Here is a 16340-nt window from a genome sequence, read left to right as displayed (position 1 = left end):
ATTAAACCCACCAGCACCAATGTGTTGCCACATACAGTCGACATACGTTGAGTGTGGGAACAAAAGGAAATTTGCCAATAAACAAATTGAATGGGCTATGATTAATGTACCATGCAGCATAATCAAAATAGGTTATAACAGACCACCTGCTCACCATCTTACTAAAAATACTTGTTTTTTTGAGTTTAACTTATTTAACTGAGTTGATTTTAAATCTTTCATAAACTTTGATATATCAACGTTTTCTGTACTTATTTAATTCAGTTTAACTAGATCACTTTTTCTCAATAAGATTGGCAGGGAAGGGATCGGGGTTCGAATCCCTCCTGGGACGTCGAAGGGTTCATGTTGATGAAATTTGAACCGAAGTAAAATCGCTTCAAATCTTTATTATATAAGGGTTTGGGGCGATTTTTCTATTTTAGGAGATGAAGATAGGAAAAGGTTGAAAAAGGTGTGATTTTTACACCTGTTTACACAAAATATACACAGCGGTTTATACGCTTAATAATCGTTCGAAAATACTTGTAGTTTGCTTTGAATCCTTCTCATGCAACTCTTTCATAAGATGCGCATATGTAGATGTTGTAATGTCTAATGATGCGTGACCAAGTCGCTCTGATACATAGAGTAAACTAATGCCTTTATAAAGTAATATACTCGCATGTGTATGTCTTAGTCCATGTGCGGTAATAACCGGTGTAATTTTTAAATTGCGGATGCAACGACGCAACACATCATTTAAACGATCATTCGTTACAACTTGAATAGGGGAATCAGGATGATAGAACACAAGCTGATTCTCATTTCCTTCATCATTCTTCACTTTCAGTATTAATTCTTTCAATACAGTCAAGGTTAGCTTATCAAAGCTAATGTTACGTTCACTGGCCTCGTTTTTAAGAGGGCCAAATCCACCGCCTTCTTTATATTGCCACTGCTGTACAATCGCTATTTTACTAGCTTTTAAATCTACATTATCGATGGTTAGACCAATTAATTCTCCAAATCGTATGCCTGTACTCAAACTAACGATTAGCATTGGATATTCCAGACATTCATGACGATGTTCCGCTAAGTATTTAAGCAATTTCTGGCTCGATTTATAGTCAAGAAACTTCTCAGATGACTTTTTACTCGCCAAGCCTGTAATTGTTACTTTCCACGTGAAATCCGTTTTAATAAGTCCTTCATCGATTGCTTCTTTCACGCAAGTTCGAATAAAACCATTCATTTTCCGATTTGTTGTTTAATTGCGCGATCCTTAAAGTATGCTAGAAGCTTACCGTGTGTAGCTTTGTATGAGTTGAGTGTAATGTTGGATATATCCGTCTTAAAAGTCTCATACCAGCTTTTAAAGTATTTCTCTAGAGGATAGTTTTTAGTAGGGTTTAAAACACCATTTACCTAGTCTAATTTTGCCGCGCTTTGTGTAGCTTGCCATATTATATCTCCTATCTTTAAGACGAAATTACTTTAGCTTAAGAAATCCTATTTGTTAAATTCGATTTAAATGTAGTATTTTTGAATTTAATCTTAGTTAAACATATAGTAGAATTATTTTATATAATGGATTATTTAGTAATTAATCCTAAATTTAGAGGTGAGTGAATGTATATTTGGGGGTTTCAACCACATTTTCAAATATCAATAAATGTTTTAGCTGAAAATATTTTTAACAGTATTAACTCCGATTTAAAAGCCGAAGTATCAGTTATCGGTTTATGGAACAAGGAAAAATATCCAAACAATCCTAATGGGATAGATATAGTAACCGTAGACTCGATTTTTCAAGAAAATGACTTTATCGATATATTAAAAAATGCTGAATTAGCATATCAGACAACTTCGCATATGTTAATTAGTGATTCATATGCAGAAAAAAAGTATCATGAAGGCTTGAAATTATTACTGAAATCAAAAGAAATGGAAAAAAAACTTAACCAAAAATATTGTAATAATCAATTTTTTGTAGCAAAGCCAGTAGAAGTGAATGGTTATTTTACATTTATTGTATTGCATTTAGAAAAGCATGGATTAAGTAAGATCCCTAAATTAACAAAAGAATTTAGCGATAGATACAAAATATATAAATCTTATTTAGAAGCTACTATTCAAGAGTTTTTAAGTGCAAGTTCAGAAGTCTTAAATATCCCTGATATTGGTCAAGAAAGAGCTATAAGAAGGCCTGCCGAAGAATTTATAAAAGGTGGAGCGAAAGTATTTTTAGAAAATTTATTATTTCAATTTAAAGGTAGCTTCAACTTATACGAATCTTTTAATATAATTTCATCGCAGTATTATGAGGGGGCTGAGTCTAAGGGGGGAATACTAATTGGAAAAGTAAACAGTGAATATATAAATAAATTAATTGAATTTAAAGAGCCTATTAGTTTGAAACAGCATCGTACTATAAGAAAACTATTAGAGATGACTAATGATGAAGTTTATTTGTTATCAGACGGTGATACAGTGTATGGATTAGGAAAATTATCAAACTATGATAAAGCAACAGAAAGTATTTTTATTATTAAATTTGTAAAGCATTATTTATGGCAATTAGTAAATATGGATGAAGTATTAATGGAAGTAGAATATGGTAATCCTAAATTACCGATTGAAAAGATTGATTATGACCAATTTAAAGATACTTTTTTTAGAATCTTTAAAGATGTTAGTGATGAAAACATCCAAACAGTATGGTCAACTATTATAAGTGCCTCTAAACAAAAGCATGGAACGATGGTTGTTATTTCAAGTAATGCTAAAGAAGAAGCTACGAGATTGGGGAATCAATGTCTAAAAATAAATGAAACAATAATAGATTCTAACTTAATTGAATACGTAACATCCATAGATGGAGCTATATTAATCAATCCAAATGGTGAATGTGTAGCGTTGGGTGTTATATTAGATGGTGTAGCATCAAATAATGGGGATATGTCTAGGGGCGCAAGATATAATTCGGCAATAAGATATTTAGAAACTCAGCAAAACGATTGCTTAATAGTGGTAATTTCTGAAGACGGATATATCAATTTAATTCCTACTATGAAGCCCAGAATTCCTAAAGTGAAAATAGAAACGTTGATAGAGAAGTTAAGGGAATTGAATAGACAAGAAATAGTGGATATAAAATGTTTTAATTTAACGATGTCTGAATTACAAGCGTTAAAATTTTATCTTTTAGAAGAAGACTGTAATGAAATAAATGATATATTTCCAAAAATTCAAGAGAAAATGCAGACAAATATAAAAATAGTATATGAAGAATTTCAAGTTAATGCTTATATGAATGAGTCATATTATTTATAATATATATAGTAAGAAAAATATCTGAAGTAACTAAGTGGCATATGATAAAGGTCTCTTAAAGAATGAATCTTCTTTAAGAGACCTTTTTTTATTAAATTCAATTAGTAATTAAACATTAATAATAAATTGAATTTAATTTTAAAAACTCATTTTTGAAAAGCGATTCATTTAAATGCACATAATATTTCTCTGTCGTCTCATAACTTTCATGCCCCATCAAATACTGAATTGCTTCTCTAGAAATTTTAAGCTTCACTAGGTTAGTTGCATAGCTATGTCGTAATTTATGACATGTAATGCGCAGAATATTTAATTTCGAAAGCAGCAGGTCTAAGTTGTCATTATAAGCGCTATTACTTAACGCTTGAGCGTTTGTACCATGTTTATAAAATAAGCGACCTTCCTTATTACTTGTATATTCAGGTGAACTTTTATATGTTTTGAGTAATTCAACAAGCTGATCAGATAGCGGCAAATAACGTTTTTTTATGTCACCCTCATTTTTATAGCGTAATGGATCTTTCAAGCTTGTAAATCCATCGCCCTTCACATAGTCCCACTGTCGATGGATATGAACTAAGTTTTTCTCGAAATCGATATCGTCCCAGCAAATTGCACATAATTCACCGTATCGAGTCCCAGTTAATAAAGGAATTAAAATCATCAATTTCAACTTCAAATCAATTTTAGCATTGTACATAAATCGAGTGAAACGCTCGTATTCATCGGTCGTTAAGTATTGTTTAATAGCCATTGATTTCTTACCGGTTACAGTTACATCGGTAGTAAAGTTAGAAGTAATGAGCTGGCCTTCAAAAGCTGATTTTGCAAACTCGCGAATGTGCTTATGCATTTTTTAATTTGTCGTTTGATTTAAATAATCAAATGTTTTTAAAAACTCTTTATAAGCTTCTTTCGTAATATCTTTTAAGAGAGTATCTTTGAAATGATTTTCAATTTTCCCCTTTGTATTTATATATGCTTGAATAGTTTTAGGATGAAGATGCAACTTGTTTTCATTCATCCACTTCTCAAATGCATTGATAAAGGTACGTTTTTTTCATAACCGACCTTTAGCAATTTAAGTCGCTTTTTTTCTTCCTTAATCTTTTCTTCAACTTCTTTTGCGTCTATAATAGCCCACATAAGCGAACTGGTGGGTGAGGGTAGTTGCTCACTGAGAAGCCATATGATGTTACTTTGCCATGCTTATTTTGTCGTGCAATAATACTCGCCATTTTGAAATACTCCTTTATTTAAAAATATCCTTGAAATTGTCTTCTAGAAACTTCGCCATTTTCTTCGCTTGGAATGACCATACTTCGCCTTTTCCTTGAGGATAATAGACAAATCCATTAAGTCGTGAATCTAGTTTTTTGCGGAATTGAGATTTATATAAAATATGATCTTTAATCCATTCCTTTTTTTTATTAAACCGCTTTTCTAAATCGCGCATTGTCCAATAAACGCCTTCAAGTTGTAATTCTTTCAACTGTTCATACTCGACCCTTGTAATTAATACCGAATCTGTTGGAATAGGGATTGTTAAGTTTACCGTCATCTGTTGCATAAGTTACACTCCAATATCTTCATAAATTAAGAATCTAAATAGATTTGAAATATAATAGCCGATGATTTTTAATATTTTAAGGTGCATTTGAAAAAAATATTAAAATTATTTATTGGTTAATAATGCGGAAGCAACATAATGATGAAATGGAGACTTATCTTGTAATATTTGTGCGGCATAAGTGACACGCACAATAGATAGTGTGACGTATCCAATTGGATTTATAGGTGAAATGTTTGAGGTCAATTCTGTTAAAGGATAATAAGTAGATAAATGAAAACGTTATTAAATCAAGGTTTGTATTTTATGCGGCACAATCTAATTGAATTGCCTTTGGATTTACTTGATTGTGCGTATTGATGCGAACAATTGTGCAGCAGAAGTAATCCGCACAAATAACGTTTGAACTAAATAATATGTAATTTAGATGTTAAATGTAATATATACATAATTTGAATTGATATATTAAGAAGGTCAGAAAGAGTACTAAGATGGATCTACCCCTATTAATATCAACGTTTTAGTTAGTACATAGATTTATACTAAAGCGTACTAGATTACCTAATTTCATTGCAGAAAAATTACGAAAGAATATTTAATGATGGGAGAGCCGCTGGGGTAGTACGTTGAATGTGCCATTGAAAGTAGGAGGGAAGCCTAATATCTCAAGGTTTTTGCGGAAGATATATGTTGAAATTAAAGCCCACTAATTAATATGTAGCTACGTGAAAACAAGAGTAGTACCACATTATGGCACCAAAAATGGTACTGTAATGAAATTTGATATTACTGAGCAAATGAAGTTCTCGGAGGTTTTGTGGTTATAAGGAAAGCTATAGTACTGAATATAGAACTACAAATAGAACTACAAATAGAACTAAATCTATTACTCTAATGATATTTGATTTTATAGAGCTTACAAATAGTTAAAATAAAGATAAATTTAAAAAGCCTCTTAAAATGCTCTGACTTACCTTGTAGAATATTTAAAACAATTTACAAGGAGTTTCATACATGAAAATACAAAATGTAATAGAAAAATTGAATCAAGGAAAATCAATTACAGAAATGACGAGAGAATTAAAGCTTCAAAAAGAGTTATTTACGTAGAATTTGTCCTACGAATTTGCCTCCCCACTCCTTCAATTGCTTCGAAAAAATGCCGTCATGTAAATACTCAGCTTCTATAGCTGTGGGGAAAATATTTAGTTCTTTTATAGCTTCTTGAGATAAAAGGAGAGCTTTATTTTTTTGTTTTAAGTTTAATAATGAAGTGAGTAATTGTGAATAATCTTCTTTAATCTTTTCGTTAATAGGAGTACCTATATCACACTCACGATATCCAATCCCATCAAAAGGAATAGAGAAAAATCGTGGTATTATACCTCGATCAACTAGCTTTGCAGGCGTATTTCGAATGACTGCTGGTTGGGCTGAAATACAAATAGTAAAATTGGACTTTCTAAACGTTCTCCATCACGTGTAATACGGCTAACTCGTAAAAGCTCCCCGTTATAGCCCTTTAAGTAAATAGCCATTTTCGATTGGTCTAGACGATCGAATTTTAGTTTCCCGAACAAATCGCCTTCACTAGACATAATAGCTAATTGCTCATTATTATTCTTTAAATCGCGTATTAATGCTTCTTCTGTAAAGGCGTCAGCAATGACAATCGGCTCTGATTTTACTTCTAATTCTTGTTGTTCATTACGTAATCCTTCTAGTACTAATAGAAGCTCTTTTTTGCCGCTTTTAAGATATTCATTTTCAAGCTTATCAAAGCGTTTTTCGTTTATTTTTAATTCAAATTTATTTTTTATTATCAGACTGTACTTGTTTCATTAAAGCTGTTTCGTAATCTTTAATTGGAGCAGTCATCACTTTAAATACAGGTGATTTTCGGCTTGAAGATGGCAATAAGGAAGCCAAATATAAGTTTAAAGGCTCTTGCCAACCATCCCAAGGTTGAATAACAAATTTCCCTTGTACAGCTGTTGAAAGCGCCCCTAAGGCACAAAATGCTGCTAAATCTAAAGGCGTTTTATTGAATTCTGAAACGGCTAAAATCATTTCCTGAAATTCTTTAGAAAAGATAGAGACGTTAAAGTTTGGTAAGTTGTATTTGTCGAACTCGACAGGTGTTTCCCAGTGATGCTGTGGTACTTCAGGGTTGGCTGCATGATAAAGCTCATAAAATAGTTGCGTACTTTTTCCGATATTTGATTGTGGATTTTCTTGGTTTTTAAAAATACTTGTTTGTTCATTTTTTTTCCTCTTTCGATAGTAAAGTTTTGTTTGTTAATTGTTTTTTGATCAAATCGATATTTAAATTGCTTGTTAGAATTCCTCATTTCTTACGATTTGAAATAGTATAGCTTTTGATTTCGCTCGTTTGAATAGGGTGAAGCAAATTTTTTATATTGGATTAATCGATTAAATAGAGTCCTAGATTGTTTGTATAAAATTCTTTATTTCTTATGATTTGAAATAGTATAGCTGCAAGTTTTTTATATTCGAAGAGGGAAGAATAAATAATTATAACTTATTTTGGTGAATGATTTATACATCATTTTTATGTATAATTTTGGATAATAACTAGTTTGAAGAGATTCTAATTTATTGGAGGTATCTAGTATAATGCAAGGGATTTGTTATTGGTGTGGTAAGACCGCAGTGTCTATGGAACATGTTCCTCCTAAGTGTATATTTCCGGAAGATAAAGATATAAAAGATTTTTACAAAGATAGTTATAGAAAAAATTTAATTAAAGTTCCTTCATGTGACTTACATAATATTGAAAAATCTAGCTTGGACGAGTATTTAATGGCTACATTAACAAGTAAAGTTGGAAATAATTGGTTAGCTTTTATTCAAACAAAAACTAAACTAAATCGAACTCTCTCCCGAAATAAGAATTTATTAAATGTTAAACATAGTAAGATGATAGATCTTGGGAATAACATGTTTCCTGTTTCTATAATTGAGATAGATAATAAAAAATTAGCTTATGCATTTGAAGCAATAGCTAGAGGTTTATATTTTTATGAAAATAATAAGCCATATAAAGGTGAAATAAGAGTTGTTTCGGAAATATTCAATAATGAAGATTATAAAGAGGCTATGGATTTTACTAATAAAACAATCAATCTAATTGAAAAAGAGGCTGTTGATTGGGGAACAAAAGTTTTAGGTGAAAATCCCAAAATATTTACGTATCAATTTAGTCCAGTTGATGGATTCAACTGTCAAACACTTAAATTATGTTTCTTTGAAGGTATCAAAGTTTATGTGATTTTAAATGGTATGTCTGAAGAAAATAGACTTAAATATCAAAAAAGCTTCGAATTTATTCGAAAAAATTGTATTAGATTAAATTGAGATTTTAGATAGGCATAAGGGGATGTTCTAATTGAAAACTGCGAAAAATTCTATAATTGGTTATTCATATCAAAAACTTGTGGCTTTTTATATTTTAGCCCTAATGGATGTAGAAAAAGAAATTCTAGGAATAGAAATAGAAGCTGATGTGGAACACAAATTTGATGATTTAGTAATTATTAATAAAGATGCTACTAAAACGTTTTGCCAGATGAAAGATTTTAAAGAAGTAAGAGAATCTGATATTACCGTAAGTGATGGAGTAGCAAAAATAAAATCTAGTCCACATGCAACCGCAGCTACAGAAAATATTATTTTTGTTAAGAAAATCGATATAGAATCTAACTCGGAAATATTAGGTTTGCCAAGTTATTTGATTGACAATGTTTACATAGTTTCTTTATCAAGAGAAGAAATTAGAGCAAAGTTGGAAGAACTTTATGAAATAGATTTACCAAGGATAGCACTTCTAGAATCATTTTTTGAAAAAAGATTTGATGACAGAGAATTAGTAATTAGTCTTTATGAATTACCTACTTTACAAACCTATTCTAATCAATTAGTGGATCCTACTATTGAAGTGGGCGAGTTCCATCTTTCTAATCAAAAGACTTTGTTTATTGAGGGAAAGCCCGGTGTTGGAAAAAGCCATTTGGTAAATAATTTGAAAGTAATTGGAGAAAAAATATTCTATAGATTTTGGATATCTAATCAGGACTATGATTATCAAAATAGATTACGTTACAATAATTTTATAGGTAATTTAATAAAGGAGATTTTTAATAAGCTAGTTAAAAAGGATAGTGCTGAAATTGCTGCTGAATTAATAGCAAATAATACTACTCTAATTATAGATGGGCTAGATCATGTAGAAAATTATAATCCATATGAATTAGATAAATATATTCAATTTATAGAGAGTATGGAACATAGAGGCGTTAAGGTAGTCATACTTTCTAGACCATTAAAATATAGTGTTAAGTGGGAAATATATAGATTGCAAAATTGGAATTTTGACCAAACGTGTATCTTTTTGAATGAACAATATCATTTATCTGATTATTTGTTATCTAAAGAAATATTCCAAATAACTCAAGGTTATCCAATTTTAGTGAAGTTTGTAGCGGACTCTTATAAAATCAATAAAAATATACCAGATTTACCTCAATTAGAAACTGTCAATGAATATTATGATGTCATTACAGAGAAGTACAGTAATAAAGAGACTCTGGGATTGTTCCTAACATCTAATTCATATTTTATGAGATCAGAGATAGATACTTTAATAGGACCTTTTTCAATGTTTATTAATCAGATAATAGATGAGCATCCTTACTTATTTGAAATCAAGTTAAATAGGATATCCTTATTGCATGATAGTTTGAATACTTATTTAAGAATGTCTTTATCTGGAAATGCGAATATTGAACGATTTGCGAATGATATTAAATATAAGGTATATGAATCTATTATGTCGGGGGAAAAACAATTTATAAATAGATATTTACATTTTAATTTTGATGTAAAGGAACAGCTACAAATTACAAGAACATATGCAGATATTCATTTCTTTGATAACTGGGTTAAAGGAACAGTTGATATAGAAGCGGTTCAGGAGTTTTACAGTCAACTGAGAGTTACACTCGAAAACATTATCCCTAATGAATTAACAGTAAAGAATTATTATGATTTTAGTTTAATTGTGAATATTTTAGCTAGGGATCACATCTCTAATTTAAAACAGTTTTTATATATTTATATTAATTCCTTATTATTTAATGGTTACACAGAAGATGATATTACAAGTACCGGTTATCTTTTTGGGATGTTATTTTTTGTAAAAGAGGGAAATTACTCTTCTTTAGAAATAGCTGAAGCTAATAATCACTACGATACTACAAATTTTTATTTAAACATCATGGAAGAACTTGAAGTTGAGGATGAATATTTCAATATATTAGAAGCTAATGTTGATTTTAACAAGGTGAAACTGTTATTAAGTGAGAGTAGTGAATTAGATTTTAAGAATTTATTAGAAAAAATATGTGTAGCCCTTTATATTAATGAGGTTCCAAAAAAATCAGAATTTGAGATATGGAAGAAAAAAATACATGATTATATAGATCAGGAAGAAGATATAACTTTATTTATAAGAAAAATTTTTAAAGAATATGGTCATCGGGAACTATTTATTCAATCCGTGCTGGTATCTATAAAATACAAATTAAAGACATTAGGGTTATTAAAAGAGGAAAATGAATTTTTAAATCTTTCTTTAGAAGAATTTACCAGTCATTACAAAGAAGAAGATTCTTTTCAATTAATAAGTTATATAGAAGATTATTTAAGGCTAAACCTATTTTTGAAAAAATATATAGATATGGACTCTATTTATAAATTATTTACGAGTTATTATGCAAGGAAAGATTATACAGTCCATAATATTTGGAAGCCATTAATACTATTTCAAAGAAAAGGATATTTGAAAAACGAAAAAAGTGTTGAAATAATTAAAGAACTCCAATCTAAATCAGAAAAAGGAATAAGGCATATTCTTGATTACTATGTAGATAATTTAAATAATCAAGAGTTTAGTTATTTTATTAAAGAAATATATTCGAAGGATGAAGGTTTAAACTTGGATATTTTTCAATTAACACCCGATAAAATAAATGTGCTGAATTTTGAACTTGTCGAGAGAGAGTTTTTTAAAACGTTGCGCGCACATAACTATAGTAAAACTATTGAATATCACGAGTTAAATAATATCTTATATTCAATTTATTCAGATGAGGTATTAAGAGTACTAGAAAAATATCAATACAAAATATGGGTACAAAATAAAAGCTTCAATATTGGAGATTTTAAGGGGTACGAAGGAATTTTTCAAATAACTAACAAAAGAGATTCTAGTGACAATAGTGATATGGTTGGCAATTATGAAAAGGGTTATTTAACTAAACAAGATATACAATTCGTTATCAATGAGGGTCTATTACCAATAGAAGTAGCTAGTTTACCAGATGGATTTCATAACGCCTTTAGTGAGTTAGAATTATATCGACATTTTAATCAAGAAATACTTTTAAATAATGTGCAGACTATTTTACATGCAGCAATATGTAGTAAGATTTATAGTATAGAAATGCCTTCGAATTTATTTGAAATGGTAGGGAATGTACCTACTTTTTTAGATGAATATATTCAAGCAGATATAGATTATAATGATATATATATAAGTTTTGCTAAGTTTATTTCAATATCAGGGATATAATTATTTGAAAGTTCTTAGTAAAAAGATGTTTAAAAATTGAAGTAATTAATAAAAAGTATGGAGTGATTATGTGCAATCTGAGGTAATAAATCAGTTTGAAAGTGATTTGCATTTTTTGTAAGGAGAATTATATGAAATAAATAGTTATAGATTATTGCATAAACATTTATTAAACAAAACCTCTGATGAAGCATTTCTCAGAGTTATGAATAAGGCTCCTGCATTTTTTCAATTAACAATAAATTCATTTCAATATTCTACTATAATGGGACTAGCTAGATTATATGAACCAGCAGGTAGAAAGAGCCGTAGCATTTTTTAACTGTTAAATTTTATTGAACAACATCATACAAAAATTTTCTTAAATGATATTGAAACAAAACGTAAATTAGGAAGGGAATCTGATATAAATTATAAAGTTGTCAAATCTTTTAAGGAAGATTTAAGTAAATTAGACTCAGTTATAAGTAATTTAATAAGCTGGAGAGATAAATCATTTGCACATCATACCGTTTTGCATATTTATTTAATTGCTTTGAGATGGCATTATTAGTACTACTTGTGTTAATTGTTGTACCTTTCATCGTGATAAACAAGAAATCATTCTCTTGCTCATAAAAAGTTCGAAGTTATGGATATATTCGTGTATCGACCAAGGAGCAAAATTTAGACCGACAAGTATGAAGCATTAAAACAATATTTATCAAATGAAAAATATGTATACAGCGACAAGGCAAGCGGAAAAGATATGGAACGTGATGGATTACAAAATCTGCTCAAAGCAATGAGTGAAGGCGATACATTGTATATCAAATCCATTGACTGCTTAGGAAGGAACAAGGAATTGATTAAACAATACCTTGAATATTTCAAGAGTGAAGGTATCAGAGTTAAAATCCTTGACTTGCCAACAACAATGCAAGATGTTCCAGAAGGTCAAGAATGGGTATTTAATATGATTAATAATATAATTATTGAAGTATATACGTCTATGGCGGAACAAGAACGAAACAATATTAAGCAAAGACAATCGGAAGGAATAGAGTAGCAAAAGCAAAAGGGAAAGATTTAGGTCGACCAACAATACAACTACCTGAAACGTGGGATATATTATACAAACAATGGAAAGCGCGGAAAATCACTGCCGTACAATTAATGAATGATGTTGGAATGAAGAAGGGAACTTTCTATAAAAAAGTAAAAGAGTATGAACAATTTAATTAAATACCAAACAATAGGGTGCCAAGAATCGGACTCCCTTTTTTGTTTGCTCAACAAAGCCCCTAGGATCTACTTTTTATTTGAATAGGGGCTGAAGGACCAGGGACAGGTTGGTAAGTAAAAAGATTTTCCCAGAAGCAAGAATTTGAAAAAAGAGTATCCCCGCCCCTGCCTTATAAAAAAATGTGTTTAAGATGAAAGGACCAAGATAACATCTGTTGACAAGAAAGGTACCTAATCAACTTTTTTGTGTGAAATTTGTTGATAAATCATGATTGTTTTTTGGTATTATAATAAGTGGGGTGATAGAATGACTTGGCAAGATTTCGTTGATATTGTAAGTAATATTTTTAGTAACAGTTTGATAGCATCACTGCTCGGGGTAACAGTTGGTGGATTCATTACATATATTGTTCAAAGGCGTAGTATCGAAAAACAACAACAATTTGAACGTGAAAAAATACAAAATGAAGAACATAAAAAGAATCAAGAGATTAAAATTAGAGCTTACAACAAGATACTGCATTTAAGTAGTGTACATATTATTAGTGAATGGGACCATCACAATGGACAAACTGAATTGTACAGCGATAAATTTATAGAACATATTCAGCCAATTTTATATGAAATTTATCATTTATTAGATAATGACACAGCAAAAGATTTTGATTATATTGATGGTATACATGAAAGAATGTCCTATGATGGGGCCGAAGAAGAAGATAAATGGTTTTTAGGTGCTGCCTATGCGAGAATTATATCTAACATTCGAAAAGAATTTGGGAACATAAGAAATAGCCGTTCGTCTACGTGATGAGCGGTGTTTTATTTACTTTATAGGAATAATCAATACAAAATAAAAACACCAAGCTCGGTCACTTGGTGTTTTATCAATGTTTAATTTATTTAGGTTCAATACTTAAAACGTCTATTTTAGCTCTAATAAGTCTACTATCTAATTTTTTTATGAATTGTTCATCAATTTCATTAGACTCATTAGCATTTTTGATTTCTTTTATTAATTTTCTTGCACTACTTATATTTTTTGTAGATACCTCTGTGAGTCTATCTTCTTTGAAACTTGGCATTCTAGGTTCGTCAACCAACATTCTATCCAAATATGTATAATCTACTGTTTGACCATTTAATAATTGTTTTTTTATAAAGCTTAATTCTAATTCCACCAAATCTAAATATCGCACCATTTGTTGTATTTCTTCGCTTAATTCTTTTTTCCAATTTAATTCTTTGTCTTTTTTATTAAATTTACTTGTAACTAAAGAACCTGATACATACCCTGAAATTAAACCAGTACCTATTCCTATTACAATACTTAAAATGATATCACCTGTGCTCATATTATCACCTCCAACTTATATCATACGACATTAGTATTGGTGTTTCTACCAAATAATAGAACTGTGCATATATAAAGAAAAATCGCACTACGTGTAAGCAGTGCGACCAAGTAGGGTATTAAACTCTACTTTTTTTACTCATGTAACTTTGAAACTTTGGATCTTCGCGGTACAATGCGACAAAAACTTCTTCCCAACGTCTTTCTTCATGCAATTCTTTTGTAATAAATTCAACAAAATGATAATTTCCATGAAGGTGTGGCACAATTTCAAACATTTCCGATTCAAATTGGTGACTAAACACTTCTTGCTTTTCACCAATTTTCTTACGGTAACTTTCAAATAAATCGCCAATCGCTTGGTTTTCATTAGCTGTAATATTAAATTCGAATAAAAGTCGGTCATAAGGAGTATTTGAAAATAGCAGTTGTTGTCTATATTCAATAAAATCTAAACGGTCTTCTAAACTCATTTCTGGTCTGTTCATATATAACGCCTCCAATCTAGCATTTATTATATATTTTACAGGAAAAAATATCTATAAATATCATTCCGAATAATTACCATAAGCTTTTGATTCCATATATTTATGTCCTGACAGTTCCGCAATAGCTCTAATCAATTTTTCTGTATGCTCAAAATAGAATATTTGATATTTGTTCTTAGGATTTTTCTTTGTGTATTCCTTACTCCATATATTAGTATTTAAACAATTTAATTTTTATCATCGTGGTAATCCCTATTTAGGCCTGTCATAAGGTTCTTCTATGTTTTTTTTTGCGTGGAAAATTATCCTAAATCACACTGACGGAAATAATTTTAGCTGAGTATGTGAATTTGTACGTGAGTTATCGGGTGAATTGTACAGAGGAAAAGAAAAATAGAATAACATTATGTGATAAGATACAATTAAATGTTTTTAAAGTTATTAAGTTATTAAGTTATTAAGTTATTAAGTTATTAAGTTATTAAAGTTATTATACTATTATAAGGAGTCCTAAAAGTGAAAAGGATAACAAGTTATTTAGCATTACTTTTAACGATTATGTTTATGGTTGGTTGCACGAACGAAGAACATGCAACCATTACAGAAGGAGATACAGATTCACAAGAAGTAACCACAGTCAATCCTGATGAAAATAGTATAAAGGAAGAGACTATCAATACGGATCTTGACGGATCCATAGTTGAAGAAACAACAACCGAACCAAATGATGAACAGTTCTCAGGATACAAACGTATTGAAATTGATGGTGGTGATTTGTCTGGACATCGTGAACCCAACGTCGTCGTTGATATTGGCTATGGGGACCGTGAATATTGGGCATTTACTAATGAATATGGGCAACTAGTACGTGTCATTGCTGACGAAATCACTTTACAAGATGACCGTAACGAACCTGTAACATCGTCTGGAAGATACTATTCGGATGAGGCGAAAGTTCCAGGTGTCGAAAGCGATGTTCTAGATGAAGGACATATCATCGCTGATTCACTCGGAGGGGTATCGAATGCATATAATATTACCCCACAAGATAGTACACTTAACCGCCATGGTGACCAAGCTTATATGGAGAACGCGATACGCAGTGCAGGTGGAGCCACTAATTTTGAGTCGATTATTACATATCCAAATTCGAAAACGCAGATTCCTTCACATTATCAATACACCTATACTTTGAGGGGCAACAAGATTGTTGATTCATTTGACAATGGAAACCCTGATGAAGTAAATGCATCACTCGGTTTAACAGGCAGCAAACCTTCTAATTCGGATAGATCAAATAAAAATTCAACGAGTTCCAATAAAAACGGTGATATTTCTAGTGTTGATACTAACGGAAATGGACAAGTTACGATTAAAGAAGCAAAAGAAGCAGGTTTCAGTATGCCCATAACGAGGGATCATTGGTTATACCCCTATATGCGTGATACCGATAATGACGGTATGGTAGGTGAGTAAGCACTTTTGAGGTAAAGTATTTGATGAAAGGACATTTTTGATATTGGCAATTTGCAAGTGAGCTGTACAGGATCAACTTAAGGTAATGGTGATATCATTTATAAAATTTATACGGTGAAAATATAATTGTTTTTCACTGGCAGAAGGCTTTAGTCTAGTAACTTCAATGCAAAAGGGCGATTTTTTAGTACATAAATTCAATAAAAATAAACGGGGTTGTCCTAAAAGTCATTATCCTGACTTTTGGGACAACCCCGTTTT

General features: G+C 30.5%; 13 protein-coding genes and 2 pseudogenes. 7 read left to right on the top strand and 8 right to left on the bottom strand.

The window, feature by feature from the left end; all coding sequences use genetic code 11:
* Nucleotides 1-496: 496 nt before the first annotated feature.
* Entirely contained in the window at nucleotides 497-1234 is a 738-nt protein-coding gene (locus ACIQXN_RS12995; protein ID WP_402966974.1) for a site-specific integrase, read from the bottom strand.
* Between the two features lie 377 nt (nucleotides 1235-1611).
* Between ACIQXN_RS12995 and ACIQXN_RS12990 the strand changes: the two genes are divergently transcribed.
* Entirely contained in the window at nucleotides 1612-3315 is a 1704-nt protein-coding gene (locus tag ACIQXN_RS12990) for a DNA integrity scanning protein DisA nucleotide-binding domain protein (protein WP_402966971.1), read from the top strand.
* Between the two features lie 115 nt (nucleotides 3316-3430).
* Here the strand turns inward: ACIQXN_RS12990 and ACIQXN_RS12985 are convergent, their stop codons facing one another.
* From ACIQXN_RS12985 to ACIQXN_RS12965, 5 genes and pseudogenes are all read right to left on the bottom strand, one after another.
* Complete coding sequence (locus ACIQXN_RS12985; protein ID WP_402966969.1) at nucleotides 3431-4168, bottom strand: tyrosine-type recombinase/integrase; 738 nt, start codon at nucleotides 4166-4168, stop codon at nucleotides 3431-3433.
* Nucleotides 4169-4171: 3 nt separating this feature from the next.
* Complete coding sequence (locus ACIQXN_RS12980) at nucleotides 4172-4360, bottom strand: tyrosine-type recombinase/integrase (protein WP_402967133.1); 189 nt, start codon at nucleotides 4358-4360, stop codon at nucleotides 4172-4174.
* A gap of 207 nt (nucleotides 4361-4567) precedes the next feature.
* The gene (locus ACIQXN_RS12975; RefSeq protein WP_402966967.1) at nucleotides 4568-4885 is read right to left on the bottom strand and encodes a DUF771 domain-containing protein; all 318 of its coding nucleotides are present in this window, start codon (nucleotides 4883-4885) and stop codon (nucleotides 4568-4570) included.
* A gap of 1098 nt (nucleotides 4886-5983) precedes the next feature.
* Nucleotides 5984-6681 (bottom strand): annotated as a pseudogene (locus tag ACIQXN_RS12970) (DUF3987 domain-containing protein).
* A 13-nt stretch (nucleotides 6682-6694) separates the two neighbouring features.
* The gene (locus ACIQXN_RS12965; RefSeq protein ID WP_402966965.1) at nucleotides 6695-6955 is read right to left on the bottom strand and encodes a DUF3987 domain-containing protein; all 261 of its coding nucleotides are present in this window, start codon (nucleotides 6953-6955) and stop codon (nucleotides 6695-6697) included.
* Between the two features lie 567 nt (nucleotides 6956-7522).
* Between ACIQXN_RS12965 and ACIQXN_RS12960 the strand changes: the two genes are divergently transcribed.
* From ACIQXN_RS12960 to ACIQXN_RS12940, 5 genes and pseudogenes are all read left to right on the top strand, one after another.
* Nucleotides 7523-8263: a hypothetical protein gene (locus tag ACIQXN_RS12960; RefSeq protein WP_402966963.1), complete on the top strand. Its 741-nt coding sequence runs from the start codon at nucleotides 7523-7525 to the stop codon at nucleotides 8261-8263.
* Nucleotides 8264-8294: 31 nt separating this feature from the next.
* Nucleotides 8295-11537 carry an NACHT domain-containing protein gene (locus tag ACIQXN_RS12955; protein WP_402966961.1) on the top strand — a complete coding sequence of 1081 codons (3243 nt, stop codon included), beginning with the start codon at nucleotides 8295-8297 and terminating at the stop codon, nucleotides 11535-11537.
* Nucleotides 11538-11691: 154 nt separating this feature from the next.
* A complete protein-coding gene (locus tag ACIQXN_RS12950; protein ID WP_402966959.1) occupies nucleotides 11692-11859 on the top strand; it encodes an AbiU2 domain-containing protein in 168 nt (55 codons plus the stop codon).
* A gap of 317 nt (nucleotides 11860-12176) precedes the next feature.
* Nucleotides 12177-12761, top strand: a pseudogene (locus tag ACIQXN_RS12945) (recombinase family protein).
* 307 nt (nucleotides 12762-13068) lie between these two features.
* The gene (locus ACIQXN_RS12940) at nucleotides 13069-13572 is read left to right on the top strand and encodes a hypothetical protein (protein WP_402966957.1); all 504 of its coding nucleotides are present in this window, start codon (nucleotides 13069-13071) and stop codon (nucleotides 13570-13572) included.
* Nucleotides 13573-13660: 88 nt separating this feature from the next.
* Here the strand turns inward: ACIQXN_RS12940 and ACIQXN_RS12935 are convergent, their stop codons facing one another.
* The gene (locus tag ACIQXN_RS12935; protein ID WP_402966955.1) at nucleotides 13661-14116 is read right to left on the bottom strand and encodes a hypothetical protein; all 456 of its coding nucleotides are present in this window, start codon (nucleotides 14114-14116) and stop codon (nucleotides 13661-13663) included.
* 118 nt (nucleotides 14117-14234) lie between these two features.
* Nucleotides 14235-14603 carry a DUF1878 domain-containing protein gene (locus ACIQXN_RS12930; RefSeq protein ID WP_402966953.1) on the bottom strand — a complete coding sequence of 123 codons (369 nt, stop codon included), beginning with the start codon at nucleotides 14601-14603 and terminating at the stop codon, nucleotides 14235-14237.
* Nucleotides 14604-15161: 558 nt separating this feature from the next.
* On the opposite strand from ACIQXN_RS12930, the gene ACIQXN_RS12925 reads away from it, so the two are divergent.
* Nucleotides 15162-16079 carry a DNA/RNA non-specific endonuclease gene (locus tag ACIQXN_RS12925; protein ID WP_402967131.1) on the top strand — a complete coding sequence of 306 codons (918 nt, stop codon included), beginning with the start codon at nucleotides 15162-15164 and terminating at the stop codon, nucleotides 16077-16079.
* Nucleotides 16080-16340: the final 261 nt, after the last annotated feature.

This window comes from Peribacillus sp. NPDC097295, assembly GCF_044761665.1.
Taxonomy (GTDB): domain Bacteria; phylum Bacillota; class Bacilli; order Bacillales; family DSM-1321; genus Peribacillus.
This window is presented reverse-complemented; position numbering and strand designations above follow the sequence as displayed.